The following is a 23,927-nucleotide window of genomic DNA, read 5'->3' on the forward strand; positions in this document are numbered from 1 at the left end:
GAGCGCACGGCCTTATTCGTCACTGAGGTCGCGGTAGATATAGGCAATTTTGAGCGGCCATCAGCCAACGCCGCAACGGTGCTGGAAAGTCAGTATCAATAATCATGACGGATGGCGGAGTTCACTGCATTCCCATGTCGAATCAGGCATAGTTGTTTTGCCCTGTTTCGAATGGAGTCGCATGCCATGCCGGCGATCAAGGAGTTCATTCTGTTTCACGATTCCATGCCGCGTGCACCGGAGGCTTTCCAAGCCGCGTGGCTGCGGGTGGATGGCGGGGCCGGGCCGGGCGCCTATGCCTACCGGCGTAATTTCGTTGGCAATCCGATTGATGGTTTTGCATCTGGCGCCTATGCCGGTGTGGCCGAATACTGGCGCAGCGATGCCGAAGCGCCACTGAAGGCAGGGGCCGGCGGTGCGATTCCCGCTGTGGATGCCACCAAATCGGCGCATTTCCTGGCGGAGGAATTCATCATTAAGGAGGGGTGCGGGGCGGTGAAGTTCATGTCCGTTCTGCGGCGCAAACCCGGTCTCACGCCCGCGGAATTCAGTGCTGCCTGGCGCATGCGACACCCGCTGGTGGTTCGCTCAGTCCCGGAAATCTGGGGGCTGTTTCGCGGCTATCGCCAGAATCATGTGCTGCCGGGGCAATGCCGGCATCTGGACGGCAGCGCGATGGAACGGCCCATCGACGGCATCGTGGAAATCTGGTTCGACAGTCTTGCCGATTTGCAGGCAACGATGATGTCTGCGCGCTACCGTGAGATCGTGCGGCCGGATGAGGAAACTTTTGTCGACCTGCCGAACACCCGGCTGTTCGTCACCGAAGAGGTGGTGATTGCCGAGTGATCCGCCTTCAATCTGGTTGTCTCAGTTCTCCGGCGTGAAGGCATTCTCGAAGGCGATGGCAGCCACTGGCTTGCGCAAGGTCGGGCTATCCTTGCTGCGCAAAGGCTCGGGCAGCAGCGCGCGGTCACCTGGCCGACCGACAGCGATCATCATCTGCACTGCATAGGGTTCGTGGATATCGAAGCTTTCCACGGCGCGCGTATAATCAAAATCCTGCATGCCGCGAACCGCGAGGCCCAGCGCGTGGCCTTGCAAAGCAAGATTCTGCCATGATGCACCAGCATTCAGGGCATGTGAGCGGTCATGCTTCTCGTTGTGCTCGAATTGCGTGCGTGCCACCAGGATCATCAGCACGGCAGCATTGGCACACCAGATCTTGTTGATCGGGTCCAGCAGATCGTACATCGCAGCCCATGCGGCTGATCCCTTATGCGCGTAGATATAGCGCCAAGGCTGGCCGTTGTAGGAGGAAGGCGCCCACCGTGCCGCCTCGAACAGGCTCATCAATTCGGCATCGCTCACTGCCTCGCCAGACATCGCGCGCTGCGACCAGCGCCCGATAAGCGCCGGCATTACTGGATACTCAGCCACTCGTTCCGCCATGCCGCCTCGCTGTAGCTACCTGTTTCTGGGTGCGAATTTATTACTATACTTTTATATGAGAATAGTATAGTTTTCAAACCAGGACGAAAAATTATTCTTAGGAGGATTATCGTGCTCGATACCCCGTCCCGTGGTCTCATCATTCAGCGCGAAGAGGCGCAGAGCTGGTGGCAGCCAGCACCTTCGCATGGCTGCATGAACACGATTCTCACACCCGAGAATTGCCCTTCCAACACCTTCACGGTAGCTACCCAGTATATCGATGAAGGCTGTGTGATCCGCCATCACGCCCATGACGCCGCCGAGGAAATCCTGTTCCTCTATGAAGGTGAAGGGACGCTGCATCTGAACGGCCAGGATTTCGAAGTCGGGCCGGGTGCCACCTGCCTGGTCGGGCGCTACACGCTGCATGCGCTGCTGAACAAATCGCCGGGCACCATGAAGGTGCTGGCGGTGCTGTTTCCGCCCTGCGCGGAAATCACCTGGCGCGGCATGGGCCGGCCGCGTGTGTGGGGAGAGCCGCCGCCGCCGCGTTATGGCCGCGAGCAAATTCCCGATATGAAGGACCTGCTGGTGCAGGGTCGCTTCGCCGATCCGGCAAAGATTTCCAGCGCGAAGCCGGAAGAACGCGGCGCCGCGATCTGCATGCAGCCGCATGAGGGCGTATCCTACTGGCAGCCGCAGCCGACCGGCGGCTTCGTCACTTGGAAGCTGTGGCATGACACCATGACCAGCAACATGTTTGCCATGGGCACCCAAAGCATTCCGCCGGGTGGCGTGATGCGCCCGCGCTCCTTCAGCCGCGCGGAAGGCGTCTTCTTCGTTTATCGCGGTGAAGGCATTGCCACGGTGGATGGTCAAACACGCCCGATCGGGCCGGAAACCACGGTATATGCTGGCCGTGGCGCAGTGCATTCGCTGGCCAATACTGGCAAGGAACCGCTGGAGTTTGTCTGGATCACCACGCCGCCAGGCCCGGAGCAGACTACCCGGATGCTCGGCAAGCCACGCCAGCATGGCGAAACGGCACCGGCGCCTTTCGAGTATGATGCAGGCTGGGAAAAGACCTGGGCCTGGGCCGGGCAGCAGCCTGGCTGAAACCGGCGCATGTAAAATAAAACAGGGTCGCGATGCAGATCGCGGCCCTTTTCTTTGCCTGACGTCAGGGCGCCGGCCAGAATCAGGCCATCGAACCGCCGAGATAGGCATCGCTCACCTTGGGATCGCGCGCCAGCGCGGCCGCTTCACCAGCCATGACGATCTGGCCGTTTTCCAGCACATAGGCGCGGTTGGCAACACCCAACGCCATCGCTGCATTCTGTTCCACCAACAGAATGGTGGTGCCGGCCTTGTTGATGTCGCGGATGATCGAGAAGATCACCTTCACCAGCTTAGGCGCCAGGCCCATCGAGGGTTCATCCAGCAGCAGGATGCGCGGTTTGGCCATCATGGCGCGGCCCATGGCCAGCATCTGCTGCTCACCGCCCGATAGCGTATCGGCCATCTGGTGCCGGCGTTCATGCAGCACCGGGAAACGCTCGAATATCTGTGCCTTCTCGCGTTCCAGATCGGCTTCCTTGGCGCGCGAATAAGCTCCCATCTCCAGATTCTCGTCGATGGTCATCTCGCGGAAGACGCGGCGACCTTCCGGCACATGCGAAATGCCGGCGCGCACCACATCGCTGGGAGCGGCGCGGGACAGCGACTTGCCTTCCAGCACGATCTCGCCGCTGGCCGGCAGCAAACGGGAGATGGCCTTAAGTAGCGAGGTCTTGCCGGCGCCATTGGCGCCGATCAGGGCAACAACCTCGCCACTATTCACTGACAAAGAGACATCGCGCAGTGCCGGGATACGGCCATAGGAAACGGAAAGGGATTTGATGTCGAGGAGGCTCATGCCGCATCCTCCTCACCGAGATAGGCTTGCAGCACGCGGGGATTGCTGCGGATCTCTGCCGGCTTGCCCTCCGCGATCTTCACGCCATGATCCATTACGATAATGCGGTCAGACACACCCATCACCAGTTTCATATTATGCTCAATCAGGAAGATGGTAATGCCGCGCTGGCGCACCCGCTCGATGGTCTCCATCATCACACCGACTTCCGTCGGCGTCATGCCGGCGGTGGGTTCGTCCAGCAGGATCAGGGAGGCATCCGTAGCCAGGGCACGTGCCATTTCCAGCCGCCGTTGTTCGCCGTAGGATAATGCCGAGGCGAGGTAGTCCGCTTTGTCCGCGAGTCCCAGTAGCTCCAGCAGTGCGGCAATGCGCTCGCTTTCTTCACGCTCGCGCCGCAGCGTCGAGGGTAGGCGGAAAATGGCACCCAGAGCGGAAACCGGCGAATGGCATTGGCACGCCACGCGCATGTTGTGCGCCACCGTCATGTCCTGGAACAGTTCGATATTCTGGAAGGTGCGGCCGATCCCGAGCCGGGCAATGGCATGCGGGGGCAGGCCATTGATCTCCTGGCCCTTGAACAGGATGCTGCCGGTATCGGCGGCATAGAAGCCGGTGATCATGTTGAACACCGATGTCTTGCCGGCGCCATTCGGTCCGATCATCGACACGATCTCGCCGGCCTGCAATTCGAAGCTGGCATCCGAAACCGCCTTGAGGCCGGAGAAGCTTTTGGCCAAGCTGCTGACTTTCAACATGGCTTCAGCTCCGGCGCCAGAACAGGGCTGCGGTGCCAACCAGGCCGCGCGGCACGAAGATCATCAGGATCATCAGCAACAAGCCGTAGATCAGCATGTTGTAGTCTTTCAGCATGGTCAGGGTTTCGCGCAGGTAGACCACGATCACCGCGCCAACCAGCGGGCCTGTCAGCGTACCCATGCCGCCGATCACGGTCATGATCAGCAGGTTGATCGACTCACCCAGGCCGAAAGCATCGGGTGCGATATAGCGGTTGAGATGGGCATAGAGCGAGCCGCCGATGCCGGCGAAAGTGGTGGAGATGGCGAAAGCCAACACCTTGGTGCGCTGCAGGTCGATGCCCATGGCGGCGGTGGCCTTGGGGCTGTCCCGTACGGCAATGAAACGTGAGCCGAAATGCGAGCGAATCAGGTTCCAGTAAACCAGGAATGCTAACGCACCGATGGCCAGAACCAGATAATACTTTGCTGTTGGCGTGTTAAAGCTGTAGCCGAACAGTGCAGGATGCGGGATGCGGGAGATGCCGGTGGGACCGCGTGTCACCACTTCCCAGTTCACCAGCGTCATCTTCACGATCTCGCCAAAGCCAATCGTGGCCATGCCGAGATAAGAGCCCTCCAATTTGAGCGATGGCGTGCCAACGATATAGCCAAGAATGAAGGCTGCGATACCGGCAAACAGCAGGCCGATCCAGAAGGGCAGGCCGAGATCGATGGTGGTGAGCGCGGAAACATAGGCGCCGACGGCGAAATACGCGGCATGGCCGAGCGAGATCTGACCCGCATAGCCAAACACCAGGTTCAATCCCATGGCGACGATGGCGTAGATGCCGATCAGCGAATAGATATGCAGCGTGTAGGGATTGGCGCCGATAGCCGGCAGCAGCGCCAGGATTAGGATGGTTGCGGCGATGGCGATATAAGTCTTCATCCTGGGGCCTCAGACGCGACGTTGCACGGGCTTGAGCAGCAGGCCTGAGGGCTTGTACTGCAGGAACAGGAGCAGTAGGGCGAAGGCAACTACATCCTTGTAGACCGAGGAAATCAGGGCGATCACTAGACTTTCGGCCAGCCCGAGCAGCAGGCCGCCGAGCAGGGCGCCGCGCATCGAGCCGAGACCACCGATCACCGCGGCAGTGAAGCCTTTCAGGGCATAGCCGGCCCCCATGGTGGGGTAGGCGAAGGAAATCGCACCGATCAGTAGGCCGCCGACGGCACCGACACCGGCAGAGAGACCAAAGGTCCAGGAATCCGCTGCCGCCAGGCGCACACCCATCAAGGCAGCCGTTTCGCGGTCCTGTGCTGCTGCGCGCAACCCTTTTCCGATCCAGCTGCTTTGCAGGAAGAAGTTCAGTGCGGCCATCAGGGCTATGGCCACGGCGGTGATCCAGAGATATTCGGTGGGGATCAGCGCGCCGAGCACGGAAAACGGTTGTTGGTCAAACACCTTGGGGAAGGGCAGCGCCTGCGCACCCCAGACCAGCATGGCGCCATTCTGCAGGAAGATGCCGGTGCCGATGGTGGAGCAGATGATCAGGATATGCAGGCGTGCCGGATGATTGACATTCGCCTTGAATACCGGGCGGTAGGCTAATTTCTCGAATATCACGCCGATAATCGATACGGCAGCAGCGGTGAGGGGGATGGCGGCCCAGAAGGGTAACCCAAGCGTCACGGTGAAACCGATGCCGACATAGGCACCCAGCATGAACAACTCGCCGGTGGCGAAGTTGATCTGGTTGAGTGCCCGCACGGTCAGGCTGAAGGCCAGTGCCACCAGGGCATAGACACTGCCAACAGCCAGACCGCTGACAACTTGTTGTAGAAGCGCACCAAGCATCACCATCCCCACGCGGCTGGATTACTGCGATACCGCTTCAGCAACGCCCTGCTTGATCTGCAGGATGATCGCACCCTGGCCAAGTTCGCCATCCGGCGCGCCGGTCTTCAGGCCGGTGACGCCCGGATAGTTCTTCATCGCCTTCAGTTCAGCCACCACCTTCTCGCGGTTGGTGCCAACCTTCTCGATGGCGGCCAGCAGCATGTTGATGCTGTCATAGCCCAGGCCGGCCACCGGGTTTGGGTCGGTATTGTAGGCCTTCTTCCACTTGGCGATGAATTCCTTGGTCTGCGGCGCACTATCGGCGTTGGAATAATAGCTCACCACTGTCACGCCTTCGGCGGCCGAACCAGCGAGTTCAAGGAAGTTGCCCTGCAGCACGCCAGAGCTGGCGAAGATCGGCAGGCCAAGGCCGAGCTTCTGCGCCGCCGAAACAATCTTGGCACCTTCGACATAGAAGCCCCAGAGGATCAGGCTGTCGGCACCGGATGCCTTGATCTTGTTGATCTGCGAGGCGAAGTCCTTGTCCTCATTGTTGAAGGATTCGGTGATCACCGGCTTCATGTTCAGCTTGGCCAGTGCCGCCGTGGCGGAGGCCAGGCCGCCCTTGCCGTAATCCGAGCTGTCGGACAGGATCGCGATCTTGCTGGCGCCCTTCTTCTTCACGGCGTAATCCACCAGCTCGGCGGCGAGGATGGAATCGGTCGGCGTCACGCGCAGCACATAGGGATTGCCCATCTGCGTCACTTTTGGTGCCACACCCAGCACCAGGTGCGGTACCTTGGCTTCCATGGTCACTTCCAGAGCGGAAAGCGCGGTGGGGCTGTTTGGTGTGCCGATCACAGCAAACACGTCGTTCTGGAATACCAGGCGGCGCGCGGCATTGGCGGCGACGGTCGGCTGCAACTGGTCATCCTCGATGAAAAGCTGAATTTTGCGGCCTTTGATGCCGCCTTTGGCATTCACCTCATCCACCACCATCTTGATCGCATCGCGCTGCGACTGGCCCGGCTGGCTGGCCGAGCCGGTGAGCGCACTGAGGGAGCCAATCTTGATGTCCTGAGCCGCGGCCGACTGAGCAGCGAGGGCGAGGCCGGAACAGGTAAGCACAAGGGCAACGGTATGCTTCATGGACATCTGCTTCTCCTTTGATTGTGCATTGGGGGATTGTGCAATGGGGCGAGAGAAAAGGGTGGGTTGATCAAGAAAATCAGGCATGGGCATCACGTTGTGCAGCTACCACCATGATTTCGACGCGTGCATGAGGGCGCGCCAGTTTGGCTTCGACGCAGGCGCGCGCTGGCGCCTCGCCGGGCGGCAGCCAGGCATCCCACACGCGGTTCATTTCGTCGTAGTAGCGCATGTCGCTGACCCAGAATTGCGCCGAAAGCAGGCGGTCGCGGCCGGATCCGGCCTGGGTCAGCAGGTCATCAATCGTGGCAAGGATCTGCTGCGTTTCGTCCGTGATGCTGGCGCAGGGAGCCTCGGCCACAATGCCGGCCAGATGCACCATGCCGGCGCAAACCACGGCTTTGCTCATGCGAGCACTGGTATTGATGCGTTTTATCTGCATGTCCCCCTGCCAGCTCATCTTTACGATGACCCTGTCATGGGTATGAAATTATACTATTGAAAAATTATAGTCTACATTTTTCTATCCGTGGCGGCGAAAGTTTGATTCTAGTAGGATCAGGCTTCTCGCCGATTCTAGCCGGGATACAGAAAAGCCATGAATACAGCCCGCAAAAAGCGCAAGATTGAGAAGCGTCGCCAGGAAATCCTCAGCACGGCGAAGCAACTCTTTCTCAACAGCTCCTATCTCGACGTCACCATGGACGAGATTGCCGAAGCTGCGGACATGTCGAAGGCGACGATCTACAGCTACTTCGAGAACAAGCTGGAAATTTACTCCGCAATCACGCTGGCCGATGCCGAGGCGTTGGTGGTGTCGCTGCAGACTTCAGTGAGCGAGCGCGCCAGCACCCGTGAAAATCTCGGGGCTTTGGCGAAAGCCTACATCACCTTCTTCTTCAATCACCCGGAATATTTTGAAAAGCTTTCCTGGTTCTATTTCCCTGGCCGCGAAAAGCATTTGTCCCGCGCGCAGATCCAGGCGGTGGGCGAAAAGTTCGAAGCGGCGCGTGATGTGATCGCCAAATGCCTCAATCAGGGTATCAAGCGCGGTGAATTGCGCGCCATGGACGTGAAGACGGCCGCCGTCACCATCTATTCGCAGTGGCTGGGACTGGTTTATCTTGCCATCGCTGGCGGCAATACCAAGCGCAAGGTGTTCCTGGATATCGACAAGGCGATCGAATTCGCTGGCGACATGCAAATCGCCGGCCTGATGAAGCGGGCCTAGCGATGGCGCTGTGGCATGGCCTGAACGACGGGCAGATCGAGATCGAATACAATCCGCGCCACGCCGTGCCGGATTTCCAACGCCATTTCGAATGGCGCGAGGCGGAAAGCCAGCGCTATCGCGAAAGCCATGGGCTGCCGCAGAGCCTAGCCTATGGGCCGGGTGAGCGCGAGGCAGTCGATTTATTCCCGTATGCCGGCAGCCGTACCACTTTGTGCTTCATCCATGGCGGAGCCTGGCGTGCCGGCAGCCGGGCCAATTTCCATTATATGGCGCAGGCGGTGCAGGCGATGGGGCTGTCCTTTGCCAGTATCGGCTATCCGCTGGCGCCGCAGGCCGGCATGGGCGCGATGGTAAAGGCCGTGGCTGGTGCCCTAACCTTGCTGGCGCGAGAAGTATCCGGCGACTTCATCCTCTCCGGCCATTCTGCCGGCGCGCAACTCGCCAGCCTGCTGCTGCTGTCGCATCCAGCGGTGGGGCGGGTGAAAGGTGCCCTGCTGGTCAGCGGCCTTTATGATCTGGGAGCCGTGGCGCGCACCACGATCAATGCCGATGTGAAACTGACACAGGACGAGATTGCCTCCTGCACGCCTTTCTCAGCCGGTCAGGCGTGGCAGACGCCAACCTGTGCCGTGGTTGGCGCACTGGAAACCGATGCCTTCAAGGAAGAGTCCCGGCGCATTCTGGCGTTGGCTCCGGCCACAGCCGACCAGTATGTCGCGCTAGAGGGGGAGAATCATTTCTCCATCGTGCGGCAATTCGCCGATCCGGCATCGCCGCTCAATGCGCAGGTACAGGCACTAGCCGCCGGCTGAAGCAGCAAAGATACGCTGGTAGAGATGGCGTTCAATCGCGGTAAAGCGCGAGACCCAGAATTGCGTACTCTCGGAAGCTGCCCGCCATTTCTTGTAGGTTTCGTTTTCAACTGCCTCGGGGCTGGCAAGGCGGTAGACCGCAAGATAGCGGATGCCGGGACCGATCTGGCGGAACCGCTCGGCTGAAATGAAGCCGGGCAACTGCATCAGTTCCGGTATATGCACATCGTTATACCAGGCGTTATAGGCGGCTTCATGTTCATCAGAAACATCGGTCATCATCAGCAGCAGGGCTTGATCGGTCATTATTTCCTCACATCACGACATGTAGATCGCGGGGTACGCCCGACGTTAAATTCTCGGCGCCATCTGCGGTAACCAGTACGCATTCCTCCAGGAAAGCACCTTGCACGCGGAATTGTGGCACATCATAGGCCGGTATCTCGATTGCCAGTGCAATGCCTTCGCGCAACACCACGTCGCCGCCTGCGGCGATCATCGGGTATTCATAATTTTCCAGCCCAATACCATGGCCGAAGACGCGCCAGGCAATTGCCTCGGTGGCGGCGTTCTCGCGCATCGCCGTTGCTGCGGCGTCATAGATGGCGCCGGTGGTGACACCTGGGCGGATTGCCGCTAGCGCGGCATCAATGCCACGCCGGCTTTGCGCATAGAGCCGGGCCTGCAAATCGCTTACCGGGCCGATATTGGCGAAGCGGTGGATATCGATATGGTAGCCGTTCAATACAGGGCCGCCGGCCAGCATCATTTGCTCGCCAGTTTGCACCCGGCGTGTGGTGGGCGGACCGCAGAATACGGGGTAGCGGTCTGGACCGGAGCGGACCATGATCTGGCCGCCATTGGGGCCGGCATCGGCCCCGGCGGCGATCATGGCGCCCCACATGGCGCGCGCCACTTCCTGCTCGCTTACGCCAGGTGCGATCATCGCCAAGCCGGCACGGAAACCGAGGGCAGTGATGGCGCCAAGGCGTCGATACTGCGCCAGTTCCCAGGCTGTCTTGAGGATGCGGCAATCCCAGAGTTGGGGGGAGATGTCTGTCAGCCGGGTTGAGCCGATGCCCTGTTCGATGGCCGCCAGTTCAGCCGCATCGGCGGCACGGTGCAAACCCATGGAGCCTTCCATGCCGATGCGGCCGCTTGGCCCGGCCAATTGCAGCAGTGTGGCGATGCCGGCGGTGGCGCTATCCACTGTCGTCACGTCGCCCCAGGCGCATTCGCGCATCAGGTTGGCCAGCCCGGGCATGCCGATGAGCTGGGCTTCACCGGATACCGGCAGGTAAGCGGCAACAAAAGCCATATTCGGCGCAATGATGCTGGGGCGGAAGCCGGTAAGCCAAGCGATATTGGCGCGGTTGAGCAGCAAGGCGCCGCGCAGGTCCAATGCAGTTAAACAGCGCTGCAGCCTGCTACGCCGTTCCAGATAATCGCTTTCCGGGATAGCCGGGTAGAGCCGCGTCACGGCCATTGGGAGTCTCCAAAACAATACTATTAAGTCATAATAGTATTGTTTCTGAACTCCTAAATCAATTATGTATTGATGTAGCTGCCATGCTTACGCATAGGCACGTCGGCGCTCTTTAACCAGGTTTGTCAGTCGGTCGGTCGCAGCAAGATATTCCCGCTCCATGCGGCGGATCAATTCGGCGACCGGCGGCGTGTCATGGATCGAACCAACGCCCTGGCCGGCACTGAGAATGTCGCGCCAACGCTTTGGCTCGCCGAGTACATCGGTGACATTCATGCTGCCGACCGTACCACCGGCCCGCAGGTTGCCTTTTTCCGGCAGGGTCTGGCGCAGCCAATTAGCGCCAACACCATCAACTTCGGCAGAATAGATGATATCGGTGATGTCCGACTCGATGACCAACTGCTTCATCTTATCCGAGGCCATGCTCTCGGCGGTGTTGACCAACCTTGTGCCGACATAGGCCAGATCGGCGCCGGCCGCGATGGCGCTGGCGATGCTGCTGCCATCGCTTATGCAGCCTGAAAGAATCAGGGCCTTGTCACCCAGCAGCGGGCGCAATTCGCCAATAAAGGCGAAGGGATTGTATGTGCCGGCATGGCCGCCGGCGCCGTTGCACACGGCGATGATGCCATCCACGTTCATTTCCAGCGCGCGGCGGGCGTGATGCACGTTGATGGCATCATGAAACACCAGGCCGCCATAGGCATGCACGGCATCGGTCACTTCGCGGGTGATGCCCAACGCGGTGATCAGGATCGGCACTTGGTATTTCACTGTCAGGGCCATGTCTTCGGCCAGGCGGGCATTGGTGCGGTGTACTGCAAACTGCACTGCCCAGGGTGCGTCATCCGGACCGAGCCGGCCGCGGATATCCTTTAGCCATTCCTCGTAACCGGCCGATGTGCGCTGGTTGAAGCTGGGGAAACTGCCGATCACGCCGGCCTTGCTGGTTTCCACCACCAGATCCGGGCCGGAGATCAGGAAAAGCGGCGAAGCCAGCACCGGAAGCCGCAGGCGTCCTGCCAGAGTGGTTGGCAACATTTTTTATCCTCCCTTAGGTCGTATAGGTGCCATCGTAGCGTGATTATGACTTATAAATAATATTATTTACTTAAAAGTCAAATTGACTATAATGGTATCCGCTGAAAAGCGGTCCGCAGTGGCCGCGTGACAACAATTGGAGGAAACCAGATGGCTGCCAGCGGAATCGACAATGAACTGGTCGAGGGCGTGCGCCGCTTTGTCGCCAAGCGTATCACCCCCTATACCGCTGCCTGGAATCGGGACGGGCGCGCGCCTGATAGCGTGCTGGCGGAAATGGGCGAGATGGGCCTGTTCGGCCTGCTGCTGCCTGAAGAATATGGCGGCGCTGGCTGCAATCTTTCCACCTTCATTGCCGTGGTCGAGGAACTGGCGGCTGGAGACGGCGGCCTCTCAACCCTGGTGCATGTGCACGGCCTGGGTACCGCCATGTTGCTGGCGCGGCTGGGCACCGAGGCACAGAAGCAGGCTTGGCTTGGCAAGATGGCGAGCGGCGAGGTGATCGGCGCGGTCTGCCTCACCGAGCCGTCAGCCGGCTCCGATCTTTCCGCCATCACCGGGCGCGCTACGCGCGCTGAAGGTGGCTGGATTCTGAATGCCACGAAGCAATTCATCTCCAATGGCGCCCGCGCCGGCCTGGTAATCGTGCTGGCGGTCACCGATCCCAAGGCCGGTTCGCACGGCAAGAGCTTCTTCCTGGTGCCAAAAGGCACGCCAGGCTTCACGCCGGGCAAGCTCGAACGCAAGATGGGGCAGCACACCTCCGACACGGCACAGATGCATTTCGAGAATTGCTTCGTGCCCGATGACATGGTGCTGGGGGCTGTCGGCGAAGCCCTGCCGCTCACCATGGGGCTGCTCTCCGATGGCCGCATCTCGGTTGCTTCCCAGGCCGTGGGCATGGCGCGCGCCGCCTATGAACTGGCGCTCGGCTATTCGCGGGAACGCACCGCGTTTGGCAAGTCGATCTTCGATCATCAGGCGGTTGGGTTCCGGCTGGCCGACATGCATGCCGCCATCGACATGGCGCGGGTCTATACCCGGCATGCGGCGCAGCTATTCGATGAAGGCAAGGAATGTGCGCGCGAGGCCTCGATTGCCAAGCTGGTATCCGCGGAAATGGCCGAGAAGGTCTGCACCGATGCCATCCAGATTCATGGCGGCAATGGCTATCTCAACGATTACCGCGTGGAGCAGATTTTCCGTGATGTCCGCGTCTGCCAGATCTATGAAGGCACCAACGATATTCAGCGGCTGATCATCGCCCGTCGCATTCGCGAGCAGCAGCTATAAACGGCAGGAGAATATGACGATGGCGGATAAGCTGGTTACCTTCGAGCGCAAGGGCGCAGTAGCGTGGCTTACGCTGACGCGCCCCGAAGCCGGCAATGGCATGAATGTGGCTTTGCTTAGCGATCTTGGGGAGGCGGTGCGTCGCTGCGATGCCGATCCGGCGGTGCGGGCCGTGGTGCTGACCGGTGCCGGGCGCTTCTTCTGTGTCGGCGGTGACCTTAGCGGCATGCGAGACCCGGCGGAAACCGCGCTCAGTATTCGCACCATGACCCTGCATCTGCATGCCGCCGTTGCCTGCCTGGCGCGGATGCGGGCGCCGAGCATTGCCGCTGTGAATGGTCCCGCCGCCGGCGCCGGTTTCAGCCTGGCGTTGGCCTGCGATTTTCTCATCGCGTCCGAAACGGCGCAATTCGCCTCCGCTTATGCTGCAGCCGGGCTTTCTGCTGATGGCGGCCAGTCCTGGTTACTGCCCCGCCGTGTCGGTCCGCATCGTGCCAAGGTAATGATGCTGCAGGGGCGCAAGCTTTCCGCTGCCGAGGCGCTGGACTGGGGCATCGCCGATCAGGTGGTGAAACCGGACGCGTTCATCGCTGCTGCCACTCAGATGGCTGAGGGCTTGGCCGGCGGCCCCACGGCGGCCTTCGGCCGGATGAAGAATCTGCTCGCCGATGCGGAATGCACCAGCTTGGAAACCCAACTCGAACTGGAGGCGCGCGGCATTGCAGCCTGCGTCGAGTCCCGGGATGCGCAGGAGGGTATTGCTGCCTTCATGGAAAAGCGCAAGCCGGTATTCCAGGGCTGCTGAAAGGAAAGCGCAATGGCTGATGCGGCGGCGAAGGAATGGCGCGGTCTGGCGCTGCGTTCCTGTATCACTTCGACCGGCGAACTGCGCCTTGCTGTGGCCGAGGAAGTGATCGCTGCACCAGCGGAGGGTGAGGTGGTGGTGCGGGTGGAGGCGGCACCGATCAACCCCACCGATATGGGCCTGCTATTCGGCCCGGCCGATCTATCGGCCGCGCGGCTTGAAGGTAGCGTTGGGCAGCCGGTGCTGGTAGCGCCGGTCCCACAGCAGGCGCTGCCTTTCGTGGCTTTGCGTTTGAATCGGCCCTTGCCGGTGGGCGTGGAAGGGGCGGGTGTGGTCGTTGCTGCCGGGCGGGGCCAGGAAAAGCTGCTCGGCAGAACAGTGGCAATGCTGGGCGATGGCGCCTATGCGCAGTACCGCCGGATTGCGGCTGCCGATCTTCTGGTGTTGCCTGAAGCTACTGATCCGGCAGATGCCGCTTCGGCCCTGGTCAATCCGCTGACTGTGCTGGGGCTGCTTGAGACCGCGAAGCAGAATGGACACAAGGCTGTGGTCCATACGGCGGCTGCTTCCAGCCTTGGCAAGATGCTGATCCGCGCATGCCGGCAGGATGGCGTGCCGCTGGTCAATATCGTGCGCCGCGAGGAACAGGTGGCTGAGTTGCGTGCACTCGGCGCTGAGCATGTCTGCAACAGCACTGCGCCTGACTTTAGGCAGACATTGGCGGAGGCGCTGCAGGAGACTGGTGCCACGGCCTGCTTCGATGCTGTGGGCGGGGCGCTTACCGGGCGTGTGCTCGGTGCCATGGAAGCAGCGGCCTTGCGCCGGGCGACACAGTATAGCCGCTATGGCACCGACGTGCTGAAGCAGGCCTATGTCTATGGCGCACTCGACCGTTCCCCTATCGAGATCGGCCGTAGTGTCGGTTTGAGCTGGAGTGTGGGCGGTTGGCTATTGTTCAATTTCCTGCGGCAAGTGGATGCGGCAACCCTGGCGCGGTTGCACCGGCGGGTTTGCGATGAACTGCGCACGACCTTCGCCAGCAGTTATGCCGCTACCCTCTCTCTGGCGGATGCGGTGCGGCCAGATATGGTCGCCGCTTATACGCAGCAGCGTAGCGGCGCCAAATACCTGATCAACCCGCAGCTTTGATGCCGTCAAGAATCTCGGCGGTATGCTCGCCGAGTGCTGGCGCGCCTGAGCGGATACTGCTGGCATAGGCGGAGAACTGTACCGGCTGCAGGATATGCTCCTCCCCGTTCGCCAGGCGTTGAAACAGGCCGCGGTCGCGGAAATGCGGTTCCTGCAGCACCCCGCTGAAATCGTGCAGCGGCGACCAGGCGATGTTACCGATGGCATCGAAGACGGCGGCCCAATGCGCGCGCGGCTGTTGTGCCAGCAAGGCGGCAATCTCCGCCTTCAGTTCGGCGCAGCGCTGGCGCCGCTCTGGCGCCTTCAGCCCCGCATGCTGCGGCAGGGAGAGGGCCGTGCAGAGTGCCGCCCAGAAATGATCTTCATGGGCAATGGAAAGGGTGAGCTGCTTTTCGTCGCCGCAGGTGAACAGGCCATAGGCGGGTTCGTCGAAGACCTCGAAAGCCTTGTCGCCGCTCATATGCGGCACCAGGTAAGGCGTCATCCAGGAAACCAGGCCATCGGTCATGGACACATCAATGGCAGTGCCATGGCCGCTGCGCTCCCGGCCATAAAGCGCTGCGGCAATGGCGAAGGCGGCAAAAGTAGCGCTGGAAAGATCGCCAAACGGGATTTCAGGCATGGCCGGTGGTGCGCCAGCGCTGCCAAAGACCATGCCGGCCACGGCCTGATAGGAAAGATCATGGGCGGGGCGCATGCGGCTCGGTCCGCTCTGGCCGAAACCGGTGATCGAGGCATATATCAGGCGCAGGTTGCGGGCTGAGAGCACCTCATAACCGACGCCGAGGCGATCCATGGTACCCGGACGGTAGCCTTCCAGTACCACGTCTGCCTTTGCCGCCAGGGCAAGGAAGTCAGCCCGCCCGGTCTCGGTCTTGAGGTCCAGGCAGAGGCTGCGCTTGTTGCGGCCAACCGAGCGGAAGAAGGACGGGAAGGCACGCGTCGGGTCGCCGCCGGAGGGACGCTCCACCAGTATGACATCGGCGCCGAGATCGGCCAGAAGCAGCGTGGCATAGGGCCCAGGCAATTGCTCGGCCAGCGATAGAACCCGGATGCCGTCGAAAATGCCTTTCATCTTACCCTCCTGCTGCTTACGATTCGGCCGATATCGCAGCCCTGCCGAGTCGCCAGACTCGTCGCTGCGGTAAAAAGGACCTGATTTAGGGGCGGTTTATTTGACTTTGTAGTAAGTTTATTCAATGTTTCCCGCCGCAGGCCCGATTCCCGGAATATGTGTGGCATCGCAGGCAAGAGCCGGCGGGCCGATCGAGCCGGATTGAAGCGGGCAGAATTGAAGGAGACGTGCCGTTGGCACAGCGTGGTCGTAAAGCATCGGCTTGGAAGAATGTGGCGCCCAGCCGGGATCAGCTTTTTGCACTGAAGCGCACGGCGTTGCTGCGCGAAGCGGCGCGTGCCTTCTCTGCCCGTGGCTACCACGACACCTCGCTCGATGATGTCGCCAAGACCCTCGGTGTCACCAAGCCGGCGCTCTATTACTATGTCACCAACAAGCAGGAAATCCTGTTTGAGTGCCATATGCTGGCGCAGGATCTCGGCAATGTCGCCTATGACTATGCCTTGGAGCATGGCAAGACCGGGCGCGAACGCATCGTGCTGGTTTGCCGCCGTTACATCGAATTGATCACAGGCGAGATCGGTTCCTGCGCCGTGCTGAGCGAATTCGCTGCACTGGAGCCGAAGAACCGTGCCGTGATCGCCCGCCGCCGTGACGAATTTCAGAAGAAATTCTCCGAACTGATCGCTGATGGCATGAAGGATGGCAGCATCCGCGAGGCCGATCCGCGCATGACGGTGTTTTTCTTCATGGGCGCGATCAACTGGATGACGCAATGGTTCCGGCCCGATGGCGACATGAGCGGCGAGGGTATTGCACGGGTGTTTTCCGACCTGCTGGAGCATGCGCTCAAGCCGCAGTAACGTTCCGTCCGTTCCGGGCGCTCTGATAATCACGCTGGAAGCGCCGCACCAGGTCGGCAACGCCTTCCACTTCGCGAACATCGCCAACGCCGTGGCCGGCGCTCCAGATGTCGCGCCAGGCTTTCAGGGCATTCATTTCCTTCAGCAGATTGAAGCCGCCTTCATGCTTGCCCCCTGATTTCAGGCCGGCGCCTTCCAGGCTCTGGCGCAGCATGTTGGCCGGGATGCCGGTGATCTCGGCAGTGAGGATGATGTCGTCGGCATTGGCACTGATCAGCATCTCGCGGTACTGGTCGTTGGCCTGGCTTTCGCGCGTGGCGATGAAGCTGGTACCGATATAGGCGAGATCGGCGCCCATTTCCTGGGCGACATGAATATAGCGCCCGCGTGAAATGGCACCGGCCAGCACGATGGGGCCATCGAAGAATTCGCGCACCTCGGCGACGAAGGCGAAGGGGCTGAGCCAGCCGGTATTGCCGCCGGAACCGGCGCAAAGCAGGATCAGGCCATCGACACCGACTTCCACGGCGCGGCGTGCATGCTTGAGCGATGCCACGTCGGAAAAGACCAGGCCGCCATAGGCATGCACGCGGGCAACCACACCGGCCGGGCTGCCAACGCTGGCGATCACCAGGGGCGCTTTGTGCTTTTCCACCAGCACCAGATCCTCTTCCAGCCGGGTATTGCTGGAATGCACGATCAGATTCACCGCATACGGAGCAGCACCTGGGCGGCTGGTTTCGGCAGCGATGCGGGTCAGCCATTGGTCGAGCAGCTCAACGGTACGGGCATTCAGGCTGGGGAAGGAGCCGACGACACCGGCATTACAGCAGCCGATCACCAGATCCGGCCCGGAAATCAGGAACATCGGTCCGGCAATAGCCGGTAGTTGCAGTTGCGAAGTGAAACGGGCGGCGAGTTCGCGGCTGCCAGATTTTGTCGTCATTTGTGTCCTCCCAAGAATGTGCGAAAGAGAGATTGACATAAATTTACCCGTAAGTAAACTAGACGTCCATATGGTCAGATACTAAATAGGCCAAGCCGGTCCGGGAGCTGAACCCGGCCGACGATAGGGAGGAACGAGTGGAAGCGATGGCAATGTCGCGCGACGCGGCGACCAGCGCGGGCAAACGCCCGGTGCTTGCTGCCCGTGAAATCTATCTGCAGTTCGGCGGCATCAAGGCGCTGGACGGTGTCACCATCGAGATTGGCCAGGACGAACTGGTGGCGGTTATCGGCCCCAATGGTGCCGGTAAATCTTCTCTGATGAACTGCTTCAGCGGCTTTTACCGCCCGCAGCGCGGCAGCATCGAGTTCGATGGCATGCCAGCCAACGGCAAGTCGGTGCACCAGATTGCGCGCGCCGGCCTCGCCCGTACCTTTCAGGGTACGCATATCTTCTCAGGCATGACGGTGATCGAAAACATCATGATCGGCCGTCATATGCACATGCACACCAGCATCCTGGATGCCTTCGTGCATTTTGGCCGTTCCCGCGCTGAGGAATTCACCCAGCGCGAAGTGGTGGAAGAGATCATCGAACTGCTGGAAATGGAATCGATCCGCCATCGCCCTGTCGGCACATTGGGTTACGGCCAACGCAAGCGCGTCGATCTGGGTCGTGCACTGGCACAAGAACCGAAGATCCTGCTGATGGACGAGCCGATGGCCGGCATGAATACCGAGGAGAAGGAAGACCTAGCCCGCTTCATTCTCGACGTGCGCGAGGCGCGCGGCATTCCGGTGGTGCTGGTGGAGCATGACATGGGCGTGGTGATGGATCTCGCCGACCGCGTCGTGGTGCTGGATTTCGGTCGCAAGATCGCCGAGGGCACGCCGGCCGAGGTGCAGCGCGATCCGGCGGTGCTAAAAGCCTATCTGGGTGAGGGGACGCGCTGATGCTGGCGATGCAGACTTTGCCGCAACTACTGTTGCAGCGCGGCAAGCAGGAACCGAAGCGCTTGGCGCAGCGCCACAAGAAGCGTGGTATCTGGCGCGAATATAGCTTTGGCGATGTGCTCGAGCATGTCCGTGGCCTCGCCCTTGGCCTTGAGGCCATGGGCATCAAGCGCGGTGAGACTGTAGCCATCATTGGGGAAAATGAGCCGGAAAATTTCTGGGCAGAATTCGCCGCCCTGGCGCTCGGCGCCAAGGTGATCTCGCTCTATCCCGATCTCACCGCCGGTGAAATTGATTATCTGTTGAATAACAGTGAGGCGGTCTGCCTTATCGCCCAGGACCAGGAGCAGGTCGACAAAGGCCTTGCCGTGCGCAGTGCGGTACCCGGCCTGCGGCATATCCTTTACTGGGACACCACTGGCATGTGGTCCTATGGCAACAAAGGACTGCATACCACTCAGGATGTGGCAGCACGTGGCAATGAGCGCCATCGCGCCAATCCGCAAGCCTTTGAAGTGATGGTGGCGGCGGGCAGCCCGGATGATATCGCCGTACTGTCCTATACCTCAGGCACCACCGGTAAGCCGAAGGGGGTGATCGTCACCCACAAGATGATGATCGATAATGCCCACCGCATTATGACTGCGGCTGAGGTGAAACCGGGCCTCGATTACCTCACCTATATCGCGCCGGCTTGGATCACCGAGCAGATTGTCGGCGTAACCATGGGTCTGGCTGTGCCGATGGTGGTGAATTTCCCCGAATCACCAGAGGAAGTGCTGGCCAACCTGCGCGAGATCGCCGTCGAGATGATGGTGTTCGCACCCCGGCAATGGGAAAGCCTCGCGGCCACGATCCAAGCGCGCATGCTGGATGCCGGCCCGCTGCGGCGTCGCATCTACGAATGGGGCGTTGCCATCGGGCATAAGGTGAATGTCGGTCGTCTGCAAGGCAAGCCGGTGCCGCTGCTCGCCCGCTTGCTCTATCCCCTGGCCGATGCCGTGGTGCTGCAGCCGCTGCGCGACAAGCTGGGCCTGACGCGGTTGAGCTTGCCGGTCTGCGGCGGTGCCACCATGGCGCCAGATGTGTTCCGCCTGTTCCATGCCATCGGCGTGCCACTGCGCAACATCTATGGCGCCACCGAGGTGGGCCTGATGACCTTGCACCAGGGCGCCAGCTACAATCTCGAAACCGTCGGCCATTGGCTGAAGCCGCATCCGGATGCCGGCAAACCGCTGGAATGGAAGCTCTCCGAAGCCGGCGAATTGATGGTGCGCGGCGGCTCCTTCTTTCAGGGCTATTACCGAAACGAAGAGAAGTCCGTCGAGCGCCTCAGCGATGGCTGGTATCTCACCGGTGACGCGGTCACCGCCACAGAGAGCGGCGAGTTGGTTTTCCTCGAACGTATCAGCGACCTGCGCCGCATGCGCAGCGGTGACAGTTTCCCGCCGCAGTATATCGAGACGCGGCTGCGCTTCAGCCCGTTCATCAAGGATATCCTCACGCTTGGCGATGAGAGCCGTGATTTCGTTGGCGCGCTGATCAATATAGACATGGAAGTGCTGTCGCGCTGGGCGGAAGAACGCAACATCACTTATTCCACTTTCACCGATCTTTCACAGAAGCCAGAAGTGGGAGCGCTGATTCGGGAGGATATCCGCCGCGTCAACCGCTTCCTGCCCGAGCATGCCCGGGTGCGGCGCTTTGCGAATTTCCCCAAGGAACTTGATCCGGACGAAGGCGAATTGACCCGCACCCGCAAGCTGCGGCGTGAATTCATCACCGAACGCTACCGGTATCTGGTGGAGGAACTCTATCAGGGCAGCAGCATGGCATCATTGAACATCCCGATCACCTACCAGGATGGCCGCAAGGGCACACTCTCGGCAGTGGTGCGGATCAATGATGTGGATGAGGATTTCAAGATGACCGAGACCCAGAACAACAGGCGGGCCATCGCATGAGCGAGTTCCTGAACTATACCATAAACGGTGCCCTGATCGGGTTGCTCTACGCCCTGATCGCCATGGGCTTCATCGTCATCTACCGCGCATCGAAGGTATTCAATTTTGCCCAGGGCGAATTGGTAGTGTTTGGTGGCTTCGTGGTGTGGTGGATGATCACCTCCATCGGCCTGCCTTACTGGATCGGCATTCCGTTGGCCTTCGGTGTCGCTGCCCTATTCGGCTTGGCCATCGAGCGCATCTTTTTCTCCAAACTGGTGGGTGAGTCGGTTTTTGCCATGGTGATGGTGACAATTGGCCTGCTCATCCTGTTGCGTGGCTTGATCCTGGTATTGTTTGGCCCGCAGGTGCGGCCATTCCCGATCATCTTCCCGCTGCAGCCAGTGATCGTGGGGGAAATCCTGATCCCGCGCTCGCTGTTTGTCGGCGGCATCATCACGGTGATTGTTGGCTTTGGCCTGTCCTGGTTCTTCAACCGTACCCGCCTCGGCCTGCGCATGACAGCGGTGGCTGAAGATCACCAGGTGGCGGTGTCGATGGGCATTTCGGTGAAGCGCTCGGTGGCCTTCGCCTGGATACTCGGCTCGGTCCTGTCCACGCTCGGCGCGATCATTTTCCTCAGCGGCAAGTCGATCAGCTTCCTCGCCTCGGATATCGGCTTGGCTGCGCTGCCGGTAGCCTTGCTGGCCGGCTTTGAGTCAATTGCCGGCGTGCTGCTTGCGGGCATTATCGTTGGCATCATCCAGGGCCTCGTCACGGCTTATATCGACCCAGCACTTGGCGGCTCGGTCGGCAGTGTTTTTCCATTCATCATCATGCTTGCCATCCTGTTTATCCGGCCGACCGGTATGTTCGGCTGGAAGATGGTCGAAAGGGTTTAAGCCATGGATCCCGCTGGCGTATTTGCAACCAGCTTCGCGCGTGACCAGTCTCTGATCCGCACGCGCAAGCAGCTTATCTGCCTGGTGCTGTTCCTGTTGCTGCTGGCTGTGCTGCCGCTGTTGGTCGGCCCGCGTCTGGTAGCAGTGGCCACCTCGGCGCTGATCACCGCCGTGGTCACCGTCGGCCTGCAGATATGCACCGGCTATGGCGGCCAAGTGAATCTCGGTCAGGCTGCTTTCATGGGCAGCGGGGCTTATGCCACCGCCGTCCTGGCCAGCAAATTCGGTTTCCCGTTCTGGGCGTCTATTCCGCTCGGCGGCTGCGCTGCCGCGGCCTTCGGCTTCGTCTTCGGCCTGTCGGCGGTGCGCATCAAGGGATTCTACCTGGTGCTGACCACCATTGCCGCGCAGTCGCTGTTCCATTTCCTGGTGCTGAACCTGCCACAATCCTGGCTGGGTGGCTCCAACGGTCTGTCGCTCGAACCGGCGAATCTCTTCGGCTTTGCCATCGATACCGACCGCTCGATCTACTATCTCTGCCTGGTGTTTGCCGTAGTGATGGTGGCTGGTGCTTATGGTATTGCCCGCAGCCGCCACGGCCGCGACTTCGTGGCGGTGCGCGATGATGATGTCGCCTCTGGCATGATGGGCATTGATGTGGTGCGCACGAAGGCCATGGCCTTCCTGGTTGGTGCCTTCTATGCCGGCATCGGCGGTGGTCTCTGGGCCTACTATGTCCGCTTTGTCGCGGTCGACCAGTTCACGCTGTTCCACTCGATCTGGTTCATCGCGATGATCATTGTCGGTGGCATCGGCTCGGTGACCGGTGCACTGATCGGCGTCGTTGTCATCCTCTCTGTGCGCGAGAGCTTTATCAGCCTCGGCCCGACATTTGTGCAGGTGGTGCCCTGGCTGGGCGGCGATGTGGTGTTCGCCACGCTCAATGTATTCCTGGGCGGCATCATCGCGGCATTCCTGATCTTCGAGCCGCGCGGCTTGATGCATCGCTGGTCGATCATCAAGCGGTCCTACCGCATGTGGCCGTTCCCCTACTGACGTTCAAGAAGGTTTAAACGAGTTTCACCGCGTAGCAAAAACGGGAGGAAGTAAAATGAACATGTTCGTGCGCACCGCTGCCGCCGGGATGGTTGCGGCAATGCTGGCTGGTCCGGTGCAGGCCCAGACCACTTACAACATCGCATCGCTGGCCGACTTTACGGGCCCTTATGCCGACGTGATGAAGGATCTGAACGGTGCCCGCCATGCCGCCGTGGCGTGGTGGAATGCCGAGGTCGGCAAGTCGCTCGGCATCCAGCTCCGGATGAAGGATTACGATCATCGCTACGACGCCGCCCAGGTCGCCAGCCTGTGGCCGGGTATCAAGGCCGAACTGAATCCGATCATCGCTCTTGGTGTTGGCGCACCGGACGCAACCGCGTTGCAGGGCCGCCTGCCGGCCGATGGTATTCCGCTGATCATGTCCACTGCCGGCTACGGTTTCGGCTGGAAGAGCGATCCCTGGGTGTTCAACCCGCGCTCGACCTATGCCCATGAGGCGGCCGGCTTCCTCGAATGGTACCGCAAGGCCAACAATATCTCTGGTCCGCTGAAGGTCGCGGTGTTCTCGTCGGAAGCGTCGCCAGCCTATGTCGATATCGCCAAGGGCCTGAAAAAGTATGCTGACGAGAACAAGGCCACCATCGACCTGGTTGAAACTGTGTTCACCGAGGTTCAGCCGACCGATCTGACCACCCAGGTGAACCGCGTGCTCGGCAAGGGGGCGCAGGTGCTGGACGTGCAGACCAACACCGCTGCCGTGGTGGCGGTGAAGCGTGCCCTGCAGGCCTTGAACAAGAAGGTCCCGATCGTGATGAGCTCGCATAACGGCATCACGGCTTCTGCCCAGGCTATTGGTGGCATTGCCAATCTGGAGGGCGACTACGAAGTCTACGGCATGGCGATGCCGACTGACGAGATGACCAAGTCGCGCCAGTTCTACGAGAAGCTCAAGGCCCAGTATGGCATGAAGGGCGGTTGGACGGTGCCGACCCTGATGGGGCTGAACCAGACCCTGGTAGCCTTGCGCGCGGTGGAGGCGTCGGCCAAGAAGTCCGGCGCTGCCAATGTCACCGGCCGGACGGTGCGCGAGACCTTGCTCACTACCACGATCACCAGTGCGGAGACCTTCGAGATCCTCTCGGACGTCAAGTACACCAATGATGCCCCGTTCCCCACTACGGGCGCGGCGGTGAATATCGGTGTTGTGAAGGGCGGCAAGTATGTAACGGCTGCCCAGGCTGTGCCGGTGCCGCAGATCGGTAAGTGGTAATTCAGTCGCAAAAGC

25 protein-coding genes are annotated in these 23,927 nt (G+C 60.6%); 13 read left to right on the plus strand and 12 right to left on the minus strand.

What is annotated here, in order from left to right:
* The first annotated feature begins 186 nt into the window (after window positions 1-186).
* Entirely contained in the window at window positions 187-849 is a 663-nt protein-coding gene (locus tag V6B08_RS07670) for an EthD domain-containing protein (RefSeq protein ID WP_341979306.1), read from the plus strand.
* Window positions 850-870: 21 nt separating this feature from the next.
* Here V6B08_RS07670 and V6B08_RS07675 read toward each other — a convergent pair whose 3' ends face one another.
* On the minus strand, window positions 871-1,422 hold the full coding sequence (locus V6B08_RS07675) for a nitroreductase family protein (RefSeq protein ID WP_341979308.1): 552 nt from the start codon (window positions 1,420-1,422) through the stop codon (window positions 871-873).
* A 141-nt stretch (window positions 1,423-1,563) separates the two neighbouring features.
* Between V6B08_RS07675 and V6B08_RS07680 the strand changes: the two genes are divergently transcribed.
* Complete coding sequence (locus V6B08_RS07680) at window positions 1,564-2,550, plus strand: cupin domain-containing protein (protein ID WP_341979309.1); 987 nt, start codon at window positions 1,564-1,566, stop codon at window positions 2,548-2,550.
* A gap of 82 nt (window positions 2,551-2,632) precedes the next feature.
* On the opposite strand, the gene V6B08_RS07685 is transcribed toward V6B08_RS07680, so the two are convergent.
* The 6 genes from V6B08_RS07685 to V6B08_RS07710 form a co-directional block, all read right to left on the minus strand.
* The gene (locus V6B08_RS07685; protein WP_341979311.1) at window positions 2,633-3,349 is read right to left on the minus strand and encodes an ABC transporter ATP-binding protein; all 717 of its coding nucleotides are present in this window, start codon (window positions 3,347-3,349) and stop codon (window positions 2,633-2,635) included.
* Entirely contained in the window at window positions 3,346-4,107 is a 762-nt protein-coding gene (locus tag V6B08_RS07690; protein WP_341979313.1) for an ABC transporter ATP-binding protein, read from the minus strand. The genes V6B08_RS07685 and V6B08_RS07690 overlap by 4 nt, the downstream gene beginning before the upstream one ends.
* Before the next feature lie 4 nt (window positions 4,108-4,111).
* On the minus strand, window positions 4,112-5,038 hold the full coding sequence (locus V6B08_RS07695) for a branched-chain amino acid ABC transporter permease (protein WP_341979315.1): 927 nt from the start codon (window positions 5,036-5,038) through the stop codon (window positions 4,112-4,114).
* Between the two features lie 9 nt (window positions 5,039-5,047).
* A complete protein-coding gene (locus V6B08_RS07700; protein ID WP_341979317.1) occupies window positions 5,048-5,947 on the minus strand; it encodes a branched-chain amino acid ABC transporter permease in 900 nt (299 codons plus the stop codon).
* Window positions 5,948-5,968: 21 nt separating this feature from the next.
* A complete protein-coding gene (locus V6B08_RS07705) occupies window positions 5,969-7,084 on the minus strand; it encodes an ABC transporter substrate-binding protein (RefSeq protein ID WP_341979319.1) in 1,116 nt (371 codons plus the stop codon).
* 73 nt (window positions 7,085-7,157) lie between these two features.
* Window positions 7,158-7,538, minus strand: coding sequence for a RidA family protein (locus V6B08_RS07710; protein WP_341979321.1), 381 nt, complete (start codon window positions 7,536-7,538; stop codon window positions 7,158-7,160).
* A gap of 138 nt (window positions 7,539-7,676) precedes the next feature.
* Between V6B08_RS07710 and V6B08_RS07715 the strand changes: the two genes are divergently transcribed.
* Together V6B08_RS07715 and V6B08_RS07720 are read left to right on the plus strand one after the other, a co-directional pair.
* Complete coding sequence (locus V6B08_RS07715; RefSeq protein WP_341979323.1) at window positions 7,677-8,309, plus strand: TetR/AcrR family transcriptional regulator; 633 nt, start codon at window positions 7,677-7,679, stop codon at window positions 8,307-8,309.
* 2 nt (window positions 8,310-8,311) lie between these two features.
* Window positions 8,312-9,124, plus strand: a complete 813-nt coding sequence (locus V6B08_RS07720; protein ID WP_341979325.1) for an alpha/beta hydrolase — start codon at window positions 8,312-8,314, stop codon at window positions 9,122-9,124.
* Here V6B08_RS07720 and V6B08_RS07725 read toward each other — a convergent pair.
* From V6B08_RS07725 to V6B08_RS07735, 3 genes are all read right to left on the minus strand, one after another.
* The gene (locus tag V6B08_RS07725) at window positions 9,110-9,430 is read right to left on the minus strand and encodes a DUF4286 family protein (protein ID WP_341979327.1); all 321 of its coding nucleotides are present in this window, start codon (window positions 9,428-9,430) and stop codon (window positions 9,110-9,112) included. The genes V6B08_RS07720 and V6B08_RS07725 overlap by 15 nt on opposite strands.
* Window positions 9,431-9,437: 7 nt before the next feature.
* The gene (locus V6B08_RS07730) at window positions 9,438-10,610 is read right to left on the minus strand and encodes a M24 family metallopeptidase (protein ID WP_341979329.1); all 1,173 of its coding nucleotides are present in this window, start codon (window positions 10,608-10,610) and stop codon (window positions 9,438-9,440) included.
* An 87-nt stretch (window positions 10,611-10,697) separates the two neighbouring features.
* A complete protein-coding gene (locus tag V6B08_RS07735; protein WP_341979331.1) occupies window positions 10,698-11,654 on the minus strand; it encodes an NAD(P)H-dependent flavin oxidoreductase in 957 nt (318 codons plus the stop codon).
* A 150-nt stretch (window positions 11,655-11,804) separates the two neighbouring features.
* Between V6B08_RS07735 and V6B08_RS07740 the strand changes: the two genes are divergently transcribed.
* Genes V6B08_RS07740 through V6B08_RS07750 form a run of 3 tightly spaced genes read left to right on the plus strand, consistent with a single transcriptional unit; the run spans window position 11,805 to window position 14,901 of the window.
* Window positions 11,805-12,947 (plus strand): acyl-CoA dehydrogenase family protein, encoded by a 1,143-nt coding sequence (locus V6B08_RS07740; RefSeq protein ID WP_341979334.1) that lies wholly within the window; start codon window positions 11,805-11,807, stop codon window positions 12,945-12,947.
* 19 nt (window positions 12,948-12,966) lie between these two features.
* Window positions 12,967-13,752: an enoyl-CoA hydratase/isomerase family protein gene (locus V6B08_RS07745; RefSeq protein WP_341979336.1), complete on the plus strand. Its 786-nt coding sequence runs from the start codon at window positions 12,967-12,969 to the stop codon at window positions 13,750-13,752.
* A 12-nt stretch (window positions 13,753-13,764) separates the two neighbouring features.
* Window positions 13,765-14,901, plus strand: a complete 1,137-nt coding sequence (locus V6B08_RS07750) for a zinc-binding dehydrogenase (RefSeq protein WP_341979338.1) — start codon at window positions 13,765-13,767, stop codon at window positions 14,899-14,901.
* Here V6B08_RS07750 and V6B08_RS07755 read toward each other — a convergent pair.
* A complete protein-coding gene (locus V6B08_RS07755) occupies window positions 14,885-15,976 on the minus strand; it encodes a CaiB/BaiF CoA transferase family protein (RefSeq protein WP_341979340.1) in 1,092 nt (363 codons plus the stop codon). The genes V6B08_RS07750 and V6B08_RS07755 overlap by 17 nt on opposite strands.
* A gap of 233 nt (window positions 15,977-16,209) precedes the next feature.
* On the opposite strand from V6B08_RS07755, the gene V6B08_RS07760 reads away from it, so the two are divergent.
* A complete protein-coding gene (locus V6B08_RS07760) occupies window positions 16,210-16,839 on the plus strand; it encodes a TetR/AcrR family transcriptional regulator (protein WP_341979342.1) in 630 nt (209 codons plus the stop codon).
* On the opposite strand, the gene V6B08_RS07765 is transcribed toward V6B08_RS07760, so the two are convergent.
* Window positions 16,826-17,785, minus strand: coding sequence for an NAD(P)H-dependent flavin oxidoreductase (locus V6B08_RS07765; protein WP_341979344.1), 960 nt, complete (start codon window positions 17,783-17,785; stop codon window positions 16,826-16,828). The two genes, V6B08_RS07760 and V6B08_RS07765, sit on opposite strands and share 14 nt — an antisense overlap.
* Window positions 17,786-17,931: 146 nt before the next feature.
* Between V6B08_RS07765 and V6B08_RS07770 the strand changes: the two genes are divergently transcribed.
* From V6B08_RS07770 to V6B08_RS07790, 5 genes are read left to right on the plus strand one after another with little or no spacing between them, the layout of a single operon-like run.
* Entirely contained in the window at window positions 17,932-18,738 is an 807-nt protein-coding gene (locus V6B08_RS07770; protein WP_341981607.1) for an ABC transporter ATP-binding protein, read from the plus strand.
* Window positions 18,738-20,702: an AMP-dependent synthetase/ligase gene (locus V6B08_RS07775; protein WP_341979346.1), complete on the plus strand. Its 1,965-nt coding sequence runs from the start codon at window positions 18,738-18,740 to the stop codon at window positions 20,700-20,702. The genes V6B08_RS07770 and V6B08_RS07775 overlap by 1 nt, the downstream gene beginning before the upstream one ends.
* The gene (locus V6B08_RS07780) at window positions 20,699-21,583 is read left to right on the plus strand and encodes a branched-chain amino acid ABC transporter permease (protein WP_341979348.1); all 885 of its coding nucleotides are present in this window, start codon (window positions 20,699-20,701) and stop codon (window positions 21,581-21,583) included. The genes V6B08_RS07775 and V6B08_RS07780 overlap by 4 nt, the downstream gene beginning before the upstream one ends.
* A 3-nt stretch (window positions 21,584-21,586) precedes the next feature.
* Entirely contained in the window at window positions 21,587-22,639 is a 1,053-nt protein-coding gene (locus tag V6B08_RS07785) for a branched-chain amino acid ABC transporter permease (protein WP_341979350.1), read from the plus strand.
* A 55-nt stretch (window positions 22,640-22,694) separates the two neighbouring features.
* Window positions 22,695-23,912 (plus strand): ABC transporter substrate-binding protein, encoded by a 1,218-nt coding sequence (locus V6B08_RS07790; protein WP_341979352.1) that lies wholly within the window; start codon window positions 22,695-22,697, stop codon window positions 23,910-23,912.
* Window positions 23,913-23,927 lie beyond the last annotated feature (15 nt).

The sequence above is a fragment of the Ferrovibrio sp. MS7 genome, from assembly GCF_038404985.1.
In the GTDB taxonomy this organism is placed as follows: Bacteria; Pseudomonadota; Alphaproteobacteria; order Ferrovibrionales; family Ferrovibrionaceae; genus Ferrovibrio; species Ferrovibrio plantarum.

Coding starts and splice junctions, on each gene's coding strand:
- V6B08_RS07670 (WP_341979306.1), top strand. CDS start 187: ATGCCGGCGATCAAGGAGTTCATTCTGTTTCACGATTCCATGCCGCGT.
- V6B08_RS07675 (WP_341979308.1), bottom strand. CDS start 1,422: ATGCCGGCGCTTATCGGGCGCTGGTCGCAGCGCGCGATGTCTGGCGAG.
- V6B08_RS07685 (WP_341979311.1), bottom strand. CDS start 3,349: ATGAGCCTCCTCGACATCAAATCCCTTTCCGTTTCCTATGGCCGTATC.
- V6B08_RS07690 (WP_341979313.1), bottom strand. CDS start 4,107: ATGTTGAAAGTCAGCAGCTTGGCCAAAAGCTTCTCCGGCCTCAAGGCG.
- V6B08_RS07695 (WP_341979315.1), bottom strand. CDS start 5,038: ATGAAGACTTATATCGCCATCGCCGCAACCATCCTAATCCTGGCGCTG.
- V6B08_RS07700 (WP_341979317.1), bottom strand. CDS start 5,947: ATGCTTGGTGCGCTTCTACAACAAGTTGTCAGCGGTCTGGCTGTTGGC.
- V6B08_RS07705 (WP_341979319.1), bottom strand. CDS start 7,084: ATGTCCATGAAGCATACCGTTGCCCTTGTGCTTACCTGTTCCGGCCTC.
- V6B08_RS07710 (WP_341979321.1), bottom strand. CDS start 7,538: ATGAGCTGGCAGGGGGACATGCAGATAAAACGCATCAATACCAGTGCT.
- V6B08_RS07715 (WP_341979323.1), top strand. CDS start 7,677: ATGAATACAGCCCGCAAAAAGCGCAAGATTGAGAAGCGTCGCCAGGAA.
- V6B08_RS07720 (WP_341979325.1), top strand. CDS start 8,312: ATGGCGCTGTGGCATGGCCTGAACGACGGGCAGATCGAGATCGAATAC.
- V6B08_RS07725 (WP_341979327.1), bottom strand. CDS start 9,430: ATGACCGATCAAGCCCTGCTGCTGATGATGACCGATGTTTCTGATGAA.
- V6B08_RS07730 (WP_341979329.1), bottom strand. CDS start 10,610: ATGGCCGTGACGCGGCTCTACCCGGCTATCCCGGAAAGCGATTATCTG.
- V6B08_RS07735 (WP_341979331.1), bottom strand. CDS start 11,654: ATGTTGCCAACCACTCTGGCAGGACGCCTGCGGCTTCCGGTGCTGGCT.
- V6B08_RS07740 (WP_341979334.1), top strand. CDS start 11,805: ATGGCTGCCAGCGGAATCGACAATGAACTGGTCGAGGGCGTGCGCCGC.
- V6B08_RS07745 (WP_341979336.1), top strand. CDS start 12,967: ATGGCGGATAAGCTGGTTACCTTCGAGCGCAAGGGCGCAGTAGCGTGG.
- V6B08_RS07750 (WP_341979338.1), top strand. CDS start 13,765: ATGGCTGATGCGGCGGCGAAGGAATGGCGCGGTCTGGCGCTGCGTTCC.
- V6B08_RS07755 (WP_341979340.1), bottom strand. CDS start 15,976: ATGAAAGGCATTTTCGACGGCATCCGGGTTCTATCGCTGGCCGAGCAA.
- V6B08_RS07765 (WP_341979344.1), bottom strand. CDS start 17,785: ATGACGACAAAATCTGGCAGCCGCGAACTCGCCGCCCGTTTCACTTCG.
- V6B08_RS07770 (WP_341981607.1), top strand. CDS start 17,932: ATGGCAATGTCGCGCGACGCGGCGACCAGCGCGGGCAAACGCCCGGTG.
- V6B08_RS07775 (WP_341979346.1), top strand. CDS start 18,738: ATGCTGGCGATGCAGACTTTGCCGCAACTACTGTTGCAGCGCGGCAAG.
- V6B08_RS07780 (WP_341979348.1), top strand. CDS start 20,699: ATGAGCGAGTTCCTGAACTATACCATAAACGGTGCCCTGATCGGGTTG.
- V6B08_RS07785 (WP_341979350.1), top strand. CDS start 21,587: ATGGATCCCGCTGGCGTATTTGCAACCAGCTTCGCGCGTGACCAGTCT.
- V6B08_RS07790 (WP_341979352.1), top strand. CDS start 22,695: ATGAACATGTTCGTGCGCACCGCTGCCGCCGGGATGGTTGCGGCAATG.